Origin of the sequence: Micromonospora sp. NPDC049559, from assembly GCF_040676675.1 — a bacterium.
GTDB lineage: Bacteria > Actinomycetota > Actinomycetes > Mycobacteriales > Micromonosporaceae > JBFAPK01.
Window position 1 is genome coordinate 51,682 of record NZ_JBFAPK010000005.1, and the last position, 16,228, is coordinate 67,909.

The window sequence follows — 16,228 nt, forward strand, 5'->3', positions numbered from 1 at the left end:
CGGCAGGGCCCACCGTTCCGCCTCGCACGGCTCAACGGCAGGGCCCACCGTTCCGCCTCGCACGGCTCAACGGCAGGGCCCACCGTTCCGCCTCGCACGGCTCAACGGCAGGGCCCACCATTCCGCCTCGCACGCTCAGCGGAAGTGCTGCCAGCCGGTGGGGCCCTTGTAGGGACGGCCGTCGAGGGTGACGCCGGCGCCGTGGATGACGTGCCCGATCTGCCGCCAGCCGGGCGGCAGCGGGGTGTCCTCGGGAAAGGCCGCCGCCAGCGCGTGGTCGTCGCCGCCGCCGAGCACCCAGGCGTACGGGTCGACGCCGAGCGCGTGCGCCGCGTCCCGCATCTGCACCGGCACCTCGAAGGCGTCGCCCGTCAGGTCGATGGCGACCCGGCTGGCCGCGGCGAGGTGACCTAGGTCGGCGAGGAGCCCGTCGGAAATGTCGATCATGGCGGTGGCACCCCCCTCGGCTGCCAGCGGCCCGGCCGCGTACGGCACCTCGGGCCGCCGGTACGCCTCGACCAGCATCTTCGGCGTGCGGAACCCACGGGAGAGCACCGTGTAGCCCGCCGCGGCGTACCCGATCCGACCGGCCAGCGCGATCACGTCGCCGGGCCGCGCTCCGCCGCGCACGACGGGCGCCCGGCCCTCCAGGTCGCCCAGCGCGGTCACCGCGATGGTCAGCGTCGGGCTGGCCGACATGTCGCCGCCGACCACGCTCGCCCCCACCTTCGCGGCCTCGGCGGCCAGCCCGTCCGCGAGCTCCTCGGCCCAGCTCGCCTCCAGGTCCGGCGGCATGCAGAGGGCGACCAGCAGGGCGGTCGGGGTGGCGCCCATCGCGGCGATGTCGGCCAGGTTGGCCGCCGCCGCCCGGTGCCCCACGTCCACCGCGCTCGACCAGTCCCGACGGAAGTGGCGCCCCTCGACCAGCACGTCGGTCGAGGCGACCACCCGGGTGTCGGGCGCGGCCACCACGGCCGCGTCGTCGCCGGGGCCGAGCAGGGTCGCCCGACCCGTGCCCAGCCGGGCCGTCACCCTTCCGATCAGCCCGAACTCGCCGACCACCGCAACGCTCATGAGCCCTCCTCGCGACGCCCGGCGAACACCCGAGGCTCGATTGCCCCGGGCCGGCCGATCCGCCCGCGACGCCCGCCCATCATGCCCTCCTTGACCACCGATAAGGATCCGACCCGCTCCGTACGGTATTTTCACGATCGAGCCGCTCGTCGGCGGCGGACCGGAGGTGGGTCGTGGTCCAGGCGTACATCCTCATCCAGACAGAGGTCGGCCGGGCACGTGACGTGGCCGGGTCGATCGGCGACATTGCGGGGGTCGTGCGGGTCGACGCCGTCACCGGCCCGTACGACGTGGTCGTCCTCACGGAGGCGAAGACGGTCGATGAGCTGGGTAAACTCATCGTGAGCAAGGTGCAGATGGTGCCGGGGATCACCCGCACCCTGACGTGTTCGGTGGTGCGACTGTAGGTGGAGCCGCAGACGTCCGAGGTCGAGCGGGATTCTACGACGCGCCAGGCGGCGCTCTGGGCGACCGTCGTCGCCGTGCCGCTGGCGCTGGTCGTGGCGATCGTCGCCATCGTCAGCCTCAGCCCCGGCGAGCCGGCGGCGGCGCCGACCGCGTCGGCCAGCGCCACCGCCAGCCCCGGCCCCCGGTCGACCGCGCCCGTGGCGATGGCCGCGCCCCCGCTGGCGGAGCGGCCCGCCACGGTCTGCCGCGCGCTGGTCTCCCAGCTCCCCGACACCATCCGCGACCTGGCGCAGCGCCCGGTGCGGGCCGGTGCCGAGCAGAACGCCGCGTACGGCGATCCGGCGGTCACCGTGGCCTGTGGCGTACCGCCGGCCTCGTACCCGCCCACCGACACGCTCTGGGTGGTGAACGGCACCTGCTGGTACCCGTCCGACCAGTCCGACGCCGTGGTCCTCACCACCGTCGACCGTGAGGTCCCGATCCGGGTGACGCTGCCGCGCGCGTACGACCAGGCGGCGCAGTGGGCGACCGTGACCGCGCTCTCCGAGTCCGTGGTCTCCTCCGTCCCCTCGGTCAAGCCCCTGCCGTACGGCTGCACCGGCTGACCTCGACCCGCCGCCGGTGATCCCCGGTCGCCGCGCTCGCGCTACTCGGGGGCGGTCGGCCCCAGCAGCCGGACCTCCTCGATGTCCAGCGCCGCCTGGAGGTCCCGCAGCACCGTGTCGTCGATCTCGTTCGCGTTGCGCAGCCGGGTGAGTTCGTGGCGCTTGTGCTCCAGCACGGCCAGCCGGAGGCGACGCTCGACCTCCCGCTCGCGCTTCGAGGCCGGGTCCTCCTCCGCGGCGCGGATCTCGTCGAGGTGGGCCTGGTAGTCGTCGCGGACCCGCTGGGCGACCTCGTCCGTGGCGCCGACCTCGCCCGCCACCTGCGGCAGCATCGCCAGCCCGACCTCGGTGGTCCGCTGCCGGGCGCGGTTCACCTCGTCGCGGCGTCGCTCGTCGCCGACGAGGCCCGCCCACCGCGTCACCACGGGCAGGGTGATGCCCTGGACCAGCATGATCAGGACGATCACCACCGCGGTACAGAAGATGATCAGGTCACGTTCCTCGACCGGCTTGCCGGTGGCGGTGGTCAACGGGACCGCGAGCGCCGCCGCCAGGGAGACGGCGCCCCGGAAGCCGGCCCACCCCGCCGCCGTCCGGATCCGCCACCCGACCCGCAGGCCGGCCTGGGACCTGCGGCGGTCGACCACGTTCAGCAGGGCCGTCGCCAGGTAGATCCACGCCATCCGGGTCCCCACGACCACGGCGACCACCGCCAGCGCGATGGCCACCGCCCGCCCCGCCACCGGTGCCACGCTCCGCACGGCACGCGGGATCTGCATCCCGAGGATCACGAACAGCCCGCCGTTGATCAGGAACGTGCTCAGGTCCCAGAACGAGAACGCCAGCAGCCGGGAGCGGGCCCGGATCACCCGGGGACCGGCGTACGAGAGCAGCAGGCCCGCGACCACCACGGCCAGCACGCCGCTGGCGTGCGCCGCGTCGGCGAGCAGGAACGCGGCGAACGGGGTGAGCACGCTGAGCGCCCCCTCGGGAAGCGGGTCGTCCAGGTACCGACGGATGAGGATCGCCACGCCGCCGACCAGCAGGCCGGCCGCGATGCCACCGAGCAGCGACACGGCGAACCGCTCGGCGGCCTCCAACGGCCCGGGTACGACCCCCTCGGCGAACAGGCCGAGCGTCACCGCGAACAGCACCAACGCCGTACCGTCGTTGATCAGGCTCTCGGCCCGCAGGATGGTGAGGAACCGCACCGGTAGCCGCTTGGCCAACCCGGCGACCGCGGCGGCGTCGGTCGGCGCGAGGACCGCCCCGAGCACCCAGGCGGCCGCCGGGTCCAGCCCGAACGCCTGGGCGGTCAGCGAGACCGTGACCATGGTGACCACCACCAGCGCCACCGCGAGCAGCGAGATGGCCGGCAGGTTGGCGCGGATCTCGCGCAGGCTGAGGGTGAGCGCCTCCCGGTAGAGGATCGCCGGCAGGAACAGCAGCAGCACCACGTCCGGCCGCAGCACCACGTGGGAGAGCGGCGGGAGGAGCGCCAACAGCGCGCCGAAGCCGATGAGCAGGATGGGCGGCGCCACCCGGTACCGCCCGCCCAGAATGGTTCCGACGAGCACGGTGGCGCCCAGCACCACCATCAGCACGAGCGCTGCCACGTCGTCCCCTCACCACCGGGCGGGCGCGGTCCGGTAGGCGGCCGTACCGGACCGTCGGAGCCGCCCCGGAACGGCGCGTCCGTCCGCCCCTACATGGTGGTACGGGCCGCCACCGGCGCAGGCCGGAATCCGCCTACTGGGCGACCGGCCCGGTGGCCCTGCCTGGTGCAGGCGGGTGCCGCGGCTAGTGCAGGCCGGTGCCGCGGCGCAGCGCGGTACGGATCAACCGGCTCACCAGCTTCGGGTACTCCAGCCCGGTCGCGGCCCACATCCGGGGGAACATCGACGTCGGCGTGAACCCCGGCATGGTGTTGATCTCGTTGAGGTAGACGTCCAGCTCGGGCGTGACGAAGAAGTCGACCCGGGCCAGGCCGGCGCAGTCGATCGCGCTGAACGCCCGGCAGGCGTACTCCTGGATCTGGCGGGTCACGGCCTCGGGCAGGCCGGCCGGGATGTCGTACTCGCAGGAGTCGTCGAGGTACTTGGCCTCGAAGTCGTAGAAGTCGTGGTCGCTGACGACGCGCACCTCCGCCAGCAGGGACGCCTCCGGCCCGCCGCCGACCTCGCCCTCCAGCACGCCGCACTCGATCTCGCGTCCGACGACGGCCGCCTCGACGAGGACCTTCGGGTCGATCTGCCGGGCCGTCGCCACCGCCGCGTCCAGCTCGGCCCAGTCGGTGACCCGCGTGATCCCGTACGAGGAACCGGCGCGGGACGGCTTCACGAAGACGGGCAGCCCGAGCCGCTCCTTGTCCGCCTCGGAAAGGGTCATCCCGTTGCGGAGCACCGCGTACGGGCCGACGGGGATGCCGTCGAGCGCGCAGAGCTTCTTGGTGAACTCCTTGTCCATCGCCGCCGCCGAGGCGAAGACGTTGGCGCCGACGTACGGGATGCCGGCCATCTCCAGCAGGCCCTGGATGGTCCCGTCCTCGCCGTACGCGCCGTGCAGCACCGGGAAGACCACGTCGACGTCGGCGAGCGCGCGCGGACCCTCGGCCGGGTCGAGCACCATCAGGCCGTTGCCCGTCGGGTCCGCCGGCAGTACGACGGCCGAGCCGGCCGCCGCGGTGATCTCCGGTAGCCGGCGCTCGGAGATGGCGAGCTGCTCGGCGTCGCCGCCGGTCAGCACCCACTGGCCCGCCCGCGTGATGCCGACCGGCACGGCCTCGAACTCGTCCGGATCGAGGGCGCCGAGGAGACTGCCCGCGCTCACGCAGGAGATGCCGTGCTCGGGACTGCGGCCACCGAAGACGACGGCCACACGGGTCTTGCGTGGGGTGGTCACAGGGTCACCTTTCGTTCCGCGACTGCTTACGCCGCAACGGTGGGAGAGGGGTACCGCCACGGTGTTCGCTACGCGCGCCCACCGGGGTGACCCTACTCTGCGTGGCCACCGTGCGGTCCCGTCCCCGGCGGGACCGAGGTTAAACCCATGATCTCGGGCAGGTCACGCGCCCACCGCCAATTCGCCGCCGGGACCGGGCAGGAGGGCGGCATCGTCACGCTCGGCCACCGACTCCGTCACAGCGAGTCGCACCCGGAGCGCCCGAGGGCACCAGGGCGATCCGGCCCGAGATCGGGGCGTACGGCCTGAGATCGGGGCGTCCGGCCCGGGATCGGAGCGTCCGGAATCGGGACGACGTCCGGCCCGGCGAAGGGCAGGTCAGGCCGACCGCTTGCGCCCCACCGCGATCACTTTGACCCGCTGCCGCCCCGCCCGCACCATGCCGAGGGCCATGAACGCGTTGGCGATCTTGTCAGCCGCCTCCCGGCTGGTCGCCCCGACGACCTGGCGGCGCCGTTCCGGGGAGAGTCGTTCGTTCCGCCCGTCCGCGGTCAGCGGCCGCACGTCGGTGAGGACCACGAGGAAGCGGGTCACCGGAGACCGCCGCCGCGGCAGAGGCACCCAGAACCTGGGGAGTCGGCGGAACGGCCGGCGGCACGCGGTCCGGGACCGGGCGGCGCGACGGGGTCGTCGGCCGGGCGGCCCGCCGCCGGATCGAGCGCGTGGCGCCGGTCCGTGGGCAGGTCACGGACGGGCGGGCGCTGCGGCAGCGGGCCGCGGTACCGGCGGGCCGCGCGGGGGTCAGAGCGCACGGCGGACCACCTCCGGCTCGGCCGTGGTGGCGGCGAGGCCGCCGGAGCGGTCGCGACAGACGTAGGCGAGATCGGCGTGGATCCAGGCGCCGTCGTTGTCACGCAACACGGGCCGCGCACACCAGCGGCACCGCGAAACCCTGGGCCAGAAGCTGGTCGGCGTCATTCGACTTCCTCCAGGTCCCCGGTGGCGGGAGCCACACGGCGATCGGGCACGGGGGAACCCGATCGCCGTGCGCCTCATTTCCCCTCCCGTCGCTCACCGCCACCGTCGCCACGACAACCGGCAGTGAGGACGCCACAACAGATTGGCACCTGCGAACGCATGAATGCAACTCTCATGGGCTTATTCTCATGCACCTTTTCCCAGAGACCTGTGCGAGGATCGATGCATGGCACCGAAGACCGCTCGCGCCCGTCGCCTCGGCATCGCCCTGCGCTCGCACCGGGAGAACGCCGGGCTGACCCTGGAGCGCGCCGCCGAGGAGATCAACAGCACCCGGAGCACGCTGTCCCGGTACGAGAACGCCCAGACCCTGGTCGCGCCGGCGACGGTACGCGGCCTGCTGCTCCTCTACGGCGTCGGCGGCGAGGAGCTGAACGCGCTGGTGCAGCTCGCCAAGGATGCCCGCAAGCCGGGCTGGTGGGTGTCCTACTCGTACATCCTCGACCGCAAGACCATCGACTTCATCGCCCTGGAGGCCGAGGCCACCGCGATCGCGAACTTCGAGCCCTCGGTCGTACCGGGCCTGCTCCAGACCGCCGACTACGTACGGGCGGTGATGCGCGGCGGCCCGCACACCCTCTCCGACGAGGAGGTCGAGCAGCGGGTGCAGATCCGCCGGGACCGGCAGAAGCGGCTGACCGAGAACGACCCACCGATCCTCGACGCGATCGTGGACGAGGGCGCGCTGCTGCGGCCGGTCGGCGGGCAGTCGGTCACCGAGGCCCAGCTGCGTAACCTCCTCAAGACCTCTGAGCTGCCCAACGTCACGGTCCAGGTGATCCCGCTCTCCGCGGGCTACCACCGCGGCACCCGGGGCTCGCTGCACCTGCTGGAGTTCGCCGACCCGGAGGATCCGATGATCGCTTCGGTCGAGACCGTCGCCGGTCAGATGATCATCGACCGCCCGGCCGAGCTCCGCACCTGCGTCAAGATCATGGAACACCTACGGGCCGTGGCACTCAGCCCGGACAAGAGCCGGGACCTGATTTTCGATCGCCTGAAGGGACAGTGACATGTCTGGTCACCCCGTACCGCCCGATGCCACCTGGTACAAGAGCAGTTACAGCGGCGACCAGGGGGCCTGCGTCGAGATCGCCCTCGTATCGGACGCCGTCGCGGTCCGCGACGCCAAGGATCCGGCGGGTCCCGTCCTGGTCTTCTCCCCGACCGCCTGGGCGGCCTTCGCCGGCGCCGTGCCCGCCCGGCCCTGACCGCCCCGCTCCCGCCGCCGCCCGACGGCGCGGGCGGCGGACGCGGGCGGCGACCGACGGCCCGCGCGGCGGACGGCGACCGACGACGACCGGCGGGAGCGCGGACGGCCTAGGACCGGATCGACGTCAGGGCGGCGATGGCGACCCCGCGCGCCCCGGCCATGTCCAGATCGGGCACCAGCGCGAACGTCGCCACCGCCGCCTGCTCCTCGCGCAGGATCGTGTGCTCCCGCACCCGTTCCAGGAACCACTGGCCGAACTCGGCCGTCGCCTCCACCACGCCGCCGCCCACGAAGTAGGCGTGCGGATCGGTGAAGTTGGCCGCGATCGTGAAGAGGCGTCCGAGCGCCATCGCCTGCTGCTCGAAGATGGCGCGCGCCAGCTGGTCGCCGTCCACGCCGTACCCGCGGACCAGCTTGGCGGCCCGGGCGACCGAACCGGCGCTCGCCAGCGGGTGTCCCTCGTACCGGGTCAACCAGTACGGCAGCAGGTTGCGCTCGATCCCGGTCAGCGACGCCACGCTCTCCGCGTCGCCGGCGAAGCCGCAGCCGCAGACCGGTAGCGCCTGTCCGTCACCGAGCAGCCCCTCCATCGGGATGGTGATGTGCCCGAACTCGCCCGCCATCCCGGCCGCGCCCGAGACCACCCGCCCGCTCTCCACCACCCCGCCGCCCAGGCCGGTACCGACGATCGCGGAGACCGACGAGCGGGCACCGGCGGCGTCGCCGAAGTAGACGTGGTGGGCGTAGAGCGCGGCGGCGTTGCCGTCGTTGTGGTAGACGACCGGCAGCCCGAGCCGCCGCTCCAGAGCGGTACGGATGTCGAAGCCCCGCCACGGCGGCTGGGAGAAGTTCGTCGAGCCCTTGGACGAGATGACTCCGGTCGCGCTAGCCGGTCCGGGAGTGTCGAGGCCGACCGCGCGCACCAGCGTCCGTGGCGTACCGGTCCTCGCGAGCACCCGCTCGAACGCCTCGGCCAGAGCCTCCACCGCGGCGTCGGGCCCCTCCTGCACCCGACTCGGGCTCTCCACCAGCGTGTCCACCAGGAACCGCCCGGAGACGTCCAACACGGTCGCGTTGTTGCTGTTCCCGCCGTTGTCGAGACCGACGACGACCGGCAGACCCGGTTCGCCGACCGGTGGCTGCGAACTTCCCATCCGCTTTCGCACCTCCGTGCCGCGAGACCCCGCATGCTACCCGGGGCCCGCGCACCGGCTCCGCACAACGCGACCGCCGCCGCGCGCCACCGGCGGCGCCCCGTCGACCCGGTCACGAGCAGCCGGTACCGACCGGCACGCGGGCCCGCTCGTCGCGGCCGTCGGCCCGTACGGCCAGGGTCAGGCACGCCGGGCGCGCCACCCGGTACCCGCCGGCGAAGACCAGCCAGCCGCTCCGGTCGGGGCAACCGGTCAGCCGGGTCCGCGTGTCGAACTCGGCCGGGCCGCCCCAGCCGATCCGCGCCCGGACCGCCGTCGGCGCGTCGACCTCCAACTCCGCCGCCGCATCCGCGCGCACCACCAGCCCGGACTTGGCGAAGAGCGACCCGTCCGGCTCGCCCGCCGGTCCGGCCGCGAGCACGGTACGCGTCGACAGCGCGACCGCCCCGGCGAGCACGGTGAAGCCGGGCGGCGGGGCGTCGAGCCGGTCGATGCTGGCCGAGCAGTCGATGGCCGCCCCCTCGGGCGTACCGGTGGCCGGCGAAGTGGAGGCAGCGCCGGCGCGGGCCGGTCCGGTCGCGCGCTCCGGGACGGGCGGCACGGGGCCGGCGGCGTCGCAGCCGGCGCCGGCCAGCGCGGTCAACAGGGGCAACACCAGGGCGAGGGCGGGTACGGGTCGAGGTCGAGGTCGAGGCGTCACATCGGACCCGAGTCACGGCCCGCCCCGTCGGCTCCCCCGGGTGTCCGCCGCCAACCGACCACGCCGCCGGGCGGTCGCCGCGGTCTCGGTCAGGCGGCCGCGGCGTCGTCCAGGGCCGCGGTCAGGTCGGCGACCAGGTCGGCCGGGTCCTCGATGCCGCAGGAGAGCCGGACGAAGCCGGGCGCCGTGTCGTCGCCCCACTGGGCCCGCCGGTCCGCGCTGGTGTGCAGCCCGCCGAAGGAGGTGGCCGCGAAGATCAGCCGCGAGGCGCGCAGGAACCGGGTCACCCGCCCGGCGCTGCCCAGGTCGAACGAGACGATCCCGGGAATGCGACGCATCTGACCGCTCGCGACCGGGTACGCCGGGTCGTCGGCCAGGCCGGGCCAGCGTACGGCCGCGACGTCGGTACGGTCGCGCAGCGCCCGGGCCACGGCCTCGGCGTTGGCCGACTGGCGGGCCAGCCGCAGGTCCAGTGTGGCCAGCGACCGGTGCGCGAGCCAGGCGTCGAAGGCGCCCGGTACCGACCCGGTGGTGGTCCGCCAGTCCCGGGCCGCCTGGAGCAGCTCCGCCGAGCGGGTGGCCAGGTAGCCGAGCAGCAGGTCCGAGTGGCCGGTCAGCGCCTTGGTACCGGACGCGACCACCAGGTCGGCGCCGAAATCGAGCGGGCGCTGGCCCAGCGGCGTGGCGGCCGTGTTGTCCACGGCGAGCAGCGCGCCGGCGGCGTGCGCGGCGGCGGCCAGCCCGGCGACGTCGCAGACGTCCAGTCCCGGGTTCGCCGGCGTCTCCACCAGCACCAGGCGCACGCCGTCGAGCGACGGGTACGGCCCGGCCGTCGGTACGAACCGCGCGGTCACCCCGATCGAGGCGAGCGTGGACGTGGCGAACGCCCGGACGGGAAAGTAACCGTCGGCGGGAAGCAGCACCGTGTCGCCCGGCCGGAGCACGGCGAGGAGCAGTCCCGTGATCGCCGCCTGCCCGGAGGCGAAGACGAGGGTCTCCCCGCCCTCCAACTCGCCGATCGCCGCCTCCAGCAGCCGCCGGGTCGGGTTGTCCGGCCGGCCGTACCCGTTGGGGCTCGCCTCCGGCCCGCGCTCCGGATCCAGGTGGTACGGGGCCGCGAAGACCGGCCCGGGCAGGAACGGCTCCCCGGTACGCGGCTCCGGCAGCCCGGCGTGCACGCAACGCGTACCGTCGCCGTAGCTCGGCTCGTCGGACATCCGTACCTCCTCGGTCACGGCCTCCTCGGTCACGGCACCTCCTCGGTCACGGCGTCACTCCGGCTTCGGCGAGCGCGCCAGCAGCGCCGCCATCGCCACCTCCGGCTTGACGCCCTCGTGGCAGACCAGCTCGACCTGCTCGGTGATCGGCATCTCGACCCCGTGCCGGCGGGCCAGGTCCCGGATCGACAGGCAGCTCTTCACGCCCTCGGCGGTCTGCCGGGTGGCGACCTGCGCCTGCTCCAGCGTCTCGCCCCGGCCCAGGTGCTCGCCGAAGGTGCGGTTGCGCGACAGCGGCGAGGAGCAGCTGGCGACCAGGTCGCCCATGCCGGCGAGGCCGGCGAAGGTGAGCGGGTCGGCGCCGAGCGCCACGCCGAGCCGGGCGGTCTCCGCCAGCCCGCGCGTGATCAGCGTGGCCTTGGTGTTGTCGCCCAGCCCCATCGCGGTCGCCATCCCGTACGCGAGCGCGATGACGTTCTTGACCGCCCCGCCCAGCTCGCAGCCGATCACGTCGTCGTTGGTGTACGGCCGCAGGTACGGCGTGGTGATCGCCCGCTGCACCTGGATCGCGCGCGCGTCGTCGGTGCAGGCGACCACGGTGGCCGTCGGCTGCTCACGGGCGATCTCCGGGGCCAGGTTGGGGCCGGAGATCACCACCACCCGCTCGGGCGCGAACCGGGTGGTCTCCATGATCACCTCGCTCATCCGCTTGGTGGTGCCCAGCTCGATCCCCTTCATCAGCGAGACGAGCGTGACGTCCGGCTCCAGGTAACCGGTCCACTCGGCGAGGTTGCCGCGCAGCGTCTGCGACGGTACGGCCAGCACGACGAGTTCGGCCCCGCTGATCGCCTTGGCCGCCTCGCTGGTGGCGGTGACCCGCTCGGGCAACCGGAGCCCGGGCAGGTAGTCGGGGTTCGTACCGGTGTCCCGGATCTGTGCCGCGACCCGCTCCCGGCGGGCCCAGATCCGTACGTCCCGGCCCGCGTCCGCGAGAATCTTGGCGAAGACGGTGCCCCAGGAGCCGGCGCCGAGCACCGCTACGTGCCCGTTCACCGCTCACCGCCCGACCGCAGCTCACCGTTCGTCCCCCGGTCGCCGTCCTGACCAGCGGGCGCCGCGCCGTCCTGACCAGCGGGCGCCGCGCCGTCCTGACCAGCGGGCGCCGCGCCGTCCTGACCAGCGGGCGCCGCGCCGTTCTGGCGGGCCTCGCCGTTCTGGCGGGCGGGAGACCAGAGCGGTGGCGGGGTGCCGCCACGGATCTCGGCCACCAGGTCGCGCACGTGCAGCATGATCTCCTCGGTCATCTCCTCGAGCACCTGCCGCGTGTTCGGCGCCCCGGCCCAGCGACGCAGGTCCACCGGCGGTCCGGCGACGACGGTCACCGGGATTCGCGGGCGGAGGCTGAAGCGCTTGGTCCGGGCGTCGAACATCTCCTGCGCTCCCCAGAGCCCGATCGGGATCACCGGCGCGCCCGTGGCCAGCGCCACCCGGGCCGCCCCGGTCTTGCCGCGCATGGGCCACAGGTCGGGCTCCCGCGAGGTGGTGCCCTCCGGGTAGATCACCACGGCGCCACCGTCCTTGACGGCGGTGACCAGGGTCTCCAGCGAACGGGCCGCGTCGACCGAGCCGCGCTCCACCGGTACCTGTCCGGCCCGGCGCAGGATCGCGCCGACCACCGGCACCCGGAAGACGCTGGCCTTCGCGAGGTACTGCGGCCAGCGGCCGGCGTCGTAGATGAAGTGGGCCGAGACGAGCGGGTCGGCGTGCGAGATGTGGTTCGGTACGAGGATGACGCCGCCCGTGCGGGGCAGGTGCTCCATGCCACGCCAGGTACGCCGGGTCCAGACGGTGAGTATCGGTTTCACCACCGACACCGCGAACCGTCGCGTGAATCCCAGCCTGCGCCGTGTCACGGCTCCTCCTCGTCGCTACCGCGCCGTCACCCGGCGCCACCGCGCCATCCGACGCCCGCAGCGAAATCATGCCTGCTCGCCCCCGGGGCGGCCAGGCAGGGTGTCCGCCGGCCACAGCGCGGTACGCGGGCCGCCGTCGGAGCGCGGACGGTCTACGGCCGAGCCGGTACGGGCCTGGCAGGATTGCGGCGTGGGGGAAGCGGTCTGGACGGTGGTGGTGCCGGTCAAGCGGCTCGCCATGGCCAAGAGCCGGCTACGCGGTGCGCTCGGCGGGGTACGGCACGAGACGCTGGCGCTCGCGCTGGCGCAGGACACCGTCGCCGCGGTGCTCGCCAGCGAGCCGGTCGGCGAGGTGCTGGTGGTGACCGACGACCGGGAGGCCGGGGAGGCGCTCCGCCCGCTCGGCGCGCGGGTGGTCGCCGAGCCGTCCGGCGGCGGGCTGAATCCGGCCTTCCGGCTCGGCGCCCGGCACGCCGGGGACGGTTGGGTGGCGGCGCTCACCGCGGACCTGCCCGCGCTGCGGCCGGCCGAACTGGCCGAGGCGCTGGTCGCGGCGGCCGGGCGCCCGACGCCGGCGCGGTGCTTCGTCGCCGACGCTCCGGGTACCGGTACCGCCCTGCTCACGGCCCCGCCCGGGCTGGCGCTGGAGCCCCGCTTCGGTCCGGCGTCCGCCGCGGCGCACGAGGCCAGCGGCGCGTTCGCGCTCACCGGCGCCTGGCCGACGCTGCGCCGCGATGTCGACACCGCCGCGGATCTGGCGGCGGCGGGCGCCCTCGGGCTCGGTCGGCACACCGCCGCGCTGGTCGGCGCGCTCTGCCCGGCGGGCGCCGCCGAACACTGACCCGCCCGCGCCACCGCCCACGCGTGCGGCGCCCACCGGCGTGCCGCCCGCCGCCCGACCGCCGGTGTACCGTGCTGGGCATGCAGGGGACCGTGGCGACGTTCGACCCGAACAGCCGGGCCGGCACGGTACTGCTCGACGACGGTACCGAGGTCGCCTTCCCGGCGGCCGCGTTCGACGCCTCCGGGCTGCGGTTGCTCCGGCTCGGTCAGCGGGTACGCCTCGACCGGGCACCCTCGGGCGAGGTCGTCCGGCTGACGTTGCCCACCTTCCACTGACCCACCACTGCGAAGTTCATTTTACGTTCACCCGACTCGGGTGATTATTGGCGGGTGACTACCCCTCCCGGCCGCCGCCCCGTCCGCCAACACCACGCCCCGGGCGACCCGCTCGGCTCCGACGCCACGGCTCCGGAGCGAGACACCACGGCTCCGGAGCGGGACGCCACGGCCCGGGAGAGAGCGGAGGCCGAGCGGCGATCCGGGTCGGACCGGCCCGGTACCGGCCGGGACGCGAACGGCGGTACCGGCGAGCCCGACGCCCACCGCGACCGGCAGCCGGACGACGGCCCGCGCGCGAACGGCGGTACCGGCGTGAACGGTGACGGACGGCCGCGCGGCACCGACGGCCGGTTCGTCCGCGCCGACCGCGACCGACCGCGCTCCGGCGAGCAGCCGAACCCGGCGGAACCGCCCACCGAGCGGGCGCTCGCCGCCGAGGAGGCGGCGGCGGGCTCCGGCGCGGCCCGCGCCACCCCCGAGCGGGACACCGCGGTCGGGCAGGTGGCGGCGGCGCAGCGGGCCGCCCGGGCGGAACGGGCGGAGCAGCCGGAGCAGACCCGGGATGCCGTACGGGCGGAGCACTTCGTCGAGCCGCTGGACACCACGGAGGACCAGGACCCGGTCGAGACGCTCAATCCGGCGACGCTCGACCGGTCGGCGCTCGACCCGGCGACGCCCGAGCGTGCGACGGGGGCGCGGTCGACCCTTCCGCCCCGGGACGAGGAGCCCGGGGCGGCGCAGCCGTTGCCGGAGGACCGCTTCTTCAACCGGGAACTCTCCTGGCTCGACTTCAACGCGCGGGTGCTGGCCCTGGCCGAGGACCCGGCGACGCCGCTGCTGGAACGGGCCAAGTTCCTCGCCATCTTCGCCAGCAACCTGGACGAGTTCTACATGGTCCGCATCGCCGGGCTGAAGCGCCGGCTCCAGGCGGGGCTGCCGGTACGCGGCGGCGACCGCCTGCCGCTGCGTACCCAGCTGGAGCTGATCGCGGAGAGGACCGCCGACCTGGTCGCCCGGCACGCCCGCTGCTTCGTCGAGGACGTGCAGCCGCGGCTGGCCGCCGAGGAGATCCACATCCTGCGCTGGAGCCAGTTGGACGACGCCGAGCGCAAGCGGCTGCGCGGCTACTTCCGGGACAAGATCTTCCCGGTGCTCACCCCGCTCGCCGTGGACCCGGCCCACCCGTTCCCGTACATCTCCAGCCGGTCGCTGAACCTGGCGGTGGCGGTACGGGACCGCGAGGGCGGCCCGGAGCTGTTCGCACGGGTCAAGGTGCCGAACAACGTGCCTCGCTTCGTCCGCGTCGAGCAGGACCGCCCCGGCGCCCGGTTCCTGCCGGTGGAGGACCTGATCGCGGCCCACCTCGACCAGCTCTTCTTCCGGATGGAGGTGGTCGAGTGCCACCTGTTCCGGGTCACCCGCAACGCCGAGGTCGAGGTCGACGAGGACCGCGACGAGGACCTGCTCCAGGCGCTGGAGCGCGAGCTGGCCCGCCGCCGCTTCGGCCCGCCGGTACGCCTCGAGGTGGCCGCCTCGATCTCCGACCACGTGCTCGAACTGCTCACCCGCGAGCTGGACATGGACAGCCACGACGTGCTGCGGGTCCCCGGGCTGCTCGACCTCTCCTCGCTCTGGCAGGTCTACGAGGAGTCGGACCGGCCCGACCTGAAGGACCTGCCGTTCGTGCCGGCCACCCACCCGCGCCTGATCGAGGGCGAGGTACCGCGCAGCGTCTTCGCCACCCTGCGCGACGGCGACATCCTGGTGCACCACCCGTACCACTCGTTCGCCACCAGCGTGCAGCGCTTCATCGAGCAGGCCGCCGCCGACCCGAACGTGCTGGCCATCAAGCAGACCCTGTACCGGACCAGCGGCGACTCTCCCATCGTCGACGCGCTGGTCGACGCGGCCGCCGCCGGCAAGCAGGTGGTGGTGCTGGTCGAGGTGAAGGCCCGCTTCGACGAGGTGGCGAACATCGGCTGGGCCCGGACGCTGGAGCGGGCCGGCTGCCACGTGGTCTACGGCCTGGTCGGTCTGAAGACGCACTGCAAGACCGCCCTGGTCGTACGCCAGGAGGGGAACACCATCCGCCGCTACTGCCACATCGGCACCGGCAACTACCACCCGAAGACGGCCCGGCTCTACGAGGACTTCGGCATGCTCACCGCCGACCCGGAGATCGGCGCGGACCTGACCGACCTGTTCAACGTGCTGACCGGCTACAGCCGGCAGACCGCGTACCGGCGGCTGCTGGTCGCGCCGCAGGGCATCCGCAGCGGGATCGTCGAGCGGATCGAGCGGGAGATCGCCAACACCCGGCTCGGCGTGCCGGGGCTGGTCCAGATCAAGGTCAACTCGCTGGTGGACGAGGAGATCGTGGACGCCCTCTACCGGGCCTCCCGGGCCGGCGTGCACGTGGACCTGCTCATCCGGGGCATGTGCACGCTGCGGCCGGGCGTACCGGGGCTGTCGGAGAACATCCGGGTCCGCTCGGTGCTCGGCCGGTTCCTGGAGCACTCGCGGGTCTTCCGCTTCGGCAACGGCAGCCTGCCGGCGAACGGTACGCCCGCCCGCGACGGCGCACCGGGCGGCGGTCCGGCCGAGTTCTGGATCGGCTCGGCGGATCTGATGCACCGCAACCTCGACCGCCGGGTCGAGGCGCTGGTGCAGGTCACCGACCCGGTCGCCCGCGCCGAGCTGGACTACGTGATGACCATTGCGATGAGCCCGGAGATCGAGGCGTTCGAGCTGCACGGCGACGGTACCTGGACCCGCCGGGTCGGTACCTCCGAGCAGCCGCTGGTGCACCTGCAGGAGGCGCTGTTGCGCCGGGTCGGCGGTTCCGCCGGCTGAGCCGGCCCACGACCGGGCTCAGCCGGCCGG

General features: G+C 74.0%; 15 protein-coding genes and 1 pseudogene. 7 read left to right on the forward strand and 9 right to left on the reverse strand.

The annotated features are described in order from the left end of the window. Positions 1-135: 135 nt before the first annotated feature. Positions 136-1,074 carry a thiamine-phosphate kinase gene (locus AB0J86_RS09160; RefSeq protein ID WP_363854909.1) on the reverse strand — a complete coding sequence of 313 codons (939 nt, stop codon included), beginning with the start codon at positions 1,072-1,074 and terminating at the stop codon, positions 136-138. Between the two features lie 173 nt (positions 1,075-1,247). Between AB0J86_RS09160 and AB0J86_RS09165 the strand changes: the two genes are divergently transcribed. Together AB0J86_RS09165 and AB0J86_RS09170 are read left to right on the forward strand one after the other, a co-directional pair. Then, on the forward strand, positions 1,248-1,481 hold the full coding sequence (locus tag AB0J86_RS09165) for an Lrp/AsnC ligand binding domain-containing protein (RefSeq protein WP_363854912.1): 234 nt from the start codon (positions 1,248-1,250) through the stop codon (positions 1,479-1,481). Continuing rightward, positions 1,482-2,087 (forward strand): DUF3515 family protein, encoded by a 606-nt coding sequence (locus AB0J86_RS09170; RefSeq protein WP_363854914.1) that lies wholly within the window; start codon positions 1,482-1,484, stop codon positions 2,085-2,087. 41 nt (positions 2,088-2,128) lie between these two features. On the opposite strand, the gene AB0J86_RS09175 is transcribed toward AB0J86_RS09170, so the two are convergent. From AB0J86_RS09175 to AB0J86_RS09185, 3 genes are all read right to left on the reverse strand, one after another. Next, complete coding sequence (locus tag AB0J86_RS09175) at positions 2,129-3,703, reverse strand: Na+/H+ antiporter (RefSeq protein ID WP_363854917.1); 1,575 nt, start codon at positions 3,701-3,703, stop codon at positions 2,129-2,131. 184 nt (positions 3,704-3,887) lie between these two features. Continuing rightward, positions 3,888-4,988 (reverse strand): D-alanine--D-alanine ligase family protein, encoded by a 1,101-nt coding sequence (locus tag AB0J86_RS09180; RefSeq protein WP_363854919.1) that lies wholly within the window; start codon positions 4,986-4,988, stop codon positions 3,888-3,890. 378 nt (positions 4,989-5,366) lie between these two features. Further along, on the reverse strand, positions 5,367-5,582 hold the full coding sequence (locus tag AB0J86_RS09185; protein WP_363854921.1) for a hypothetical protein: 216 nt from the start codon (positions 5,580-5,582) through the stop codon (positions 5,367-5,369). Between the two features lie 610 nt (positions 5,583-6,192). On the opposite strand from AB0J86_RS09185, the gene AB0J86_RS09190 reads away from it, so the two are divergent. Together AB0J86_RS09190 and AB0J86_RS09195 are read left to right on the forward strand one after the other, a co-directional pair. Beyond that, on the forward strand, positions 6,193-7,038 hold the full coding sequence (locus tag AB0J86_RS09190) for a helix-turn-helix transcriptional regulator (RefSeq protein ID WP_363854924.1): 846 nt from the start codon (positions 6,193-6,195) through the stop codon (positions 7,036-7,038). A gap of 1 nt (position 7,039) precedes the next feature. Next, positions 7,040-7,237, forward strand: coding sequence for a DUF397 domain-containing protein (locus AB0J86_RS09195; protein ID WP_363854927.1), 198 nt, complete (start codon positions 7,040-7,042; stop codon positions 7,235-7,237). Positions 7,238-7,346: 109 nt separating this feature from the next. Here the strand turns inward: AB0J86_RS09195 and AB0J86_RS09200 are convergent, their stop codons facing one another. From AB0J86_RS09200 to AB0J86_RS09220, 5 genes and pseudogenes are all read right to left on the reverse strand, one after another. Beyond that, the gene (locus AB0J86_RS09200; RefSeq protein WP_363854930.1) at positions 7,347-8,393 is read right to left on the reverse strand and encodes an ROK family protein; all 1,047 of its coding nucleotides are present in this window, start codon (positions 8,391-8,393) and stop codon (positions 7,347-7,349) included. A 112-nt stretch (positions 8,394-8,505) separates the two neighbouring features. After that, a complete protein-coding gene (locus AB0J86_RS09205) occupies positions 8,506-9,048 on the reverse strand; it encodes a hypothetical protein (RefSeq protein ID WP_363854933.1) in 543 nt (180 codons plus the stop codon). Between the two features lie 134 nt (positions 9,049-9,182). Next, positions 9,183-10,310, reverse strand: coding sequence for a cystathionine gamma-lyase (locus AB0J86_RS09210; RefSeq protein ID WP_363855344.1), 1,128 nt, complete (start codon positions 10,308-10,310; stop codon positions 9,183-9,185). Between the two features lie 54 nt (positions 10,311-10,364). Beyond that, positions 10,365-11,363, reverse strand: coding sequence for an NAD(P)H-dependent glycerol-3-phosphate dehydrogenase (locus AB0J86_RS09215; RefSeq protein ID WP_363854936.1), 999 nt, complete (start codon positions 11,361-11,363; stop codon positions 10,365-10,367). Positions 11,364-11,539: 176 nt separating this feature from the next. Continuing rightward, positions 11,540-12,223, reverse strand: a pseudogene (locus AB0J86_RS09220) (lysophospholipid acyltransferase family protein); the annotation flags it as partial. A gap of 238 nt (positions 12,224-12,461) precedes the next feature. Here AB0J86_RS09220 and cofC point away from each other — a divergent pair. The 3 genes from cofC (at position 12,462) to AB0J86_RS09235 (ending at position 16,198) form a co-directional block, all read left to right on the forward strand. Further along, positions 12,462-13,064, forward strand: coding sequence for a 2-phospho-L-lactate guanylyltransferase (gene cofC / locus AB0J86_RS09225; protein WP_363855347.1), 603 nt, complete (start codon positions 12,462-12,464; stop codon positions 13,062-13,064). An 80-nt stretch (positions 13,065-13,144) separates the two neighbouring features. Beyond that, the gene (locus AB0J86_RS09230; protein WP_363854939.1) at positions 13,145-13,342 is read left to right on the forward strand and encodes a cold-shock protein; all 198 of its coding nucleotides are present in this window, start codon (positions 13,145-13,147) and stop codon (positions 13,340-13,342) included. A gap of 597 nt (positions 13,343-13,939) precedes the next feature. Further along, positions 13,940-16,198 carry an RNA degradosome polyphosphate kinase gene (locus tag AB0J86_RS09235; RefSeq protein ID WP_363855350.1) on the forward strand — a complete coding sequence of 753 codons (2,259 nt, stop codon included), beginning with the start codon at positions 13,940-13,942 and terminating at the stop codon, positions 16,196-16,198. Positions 16,199-16,228 lie beyond the last annotated feature (30 nt).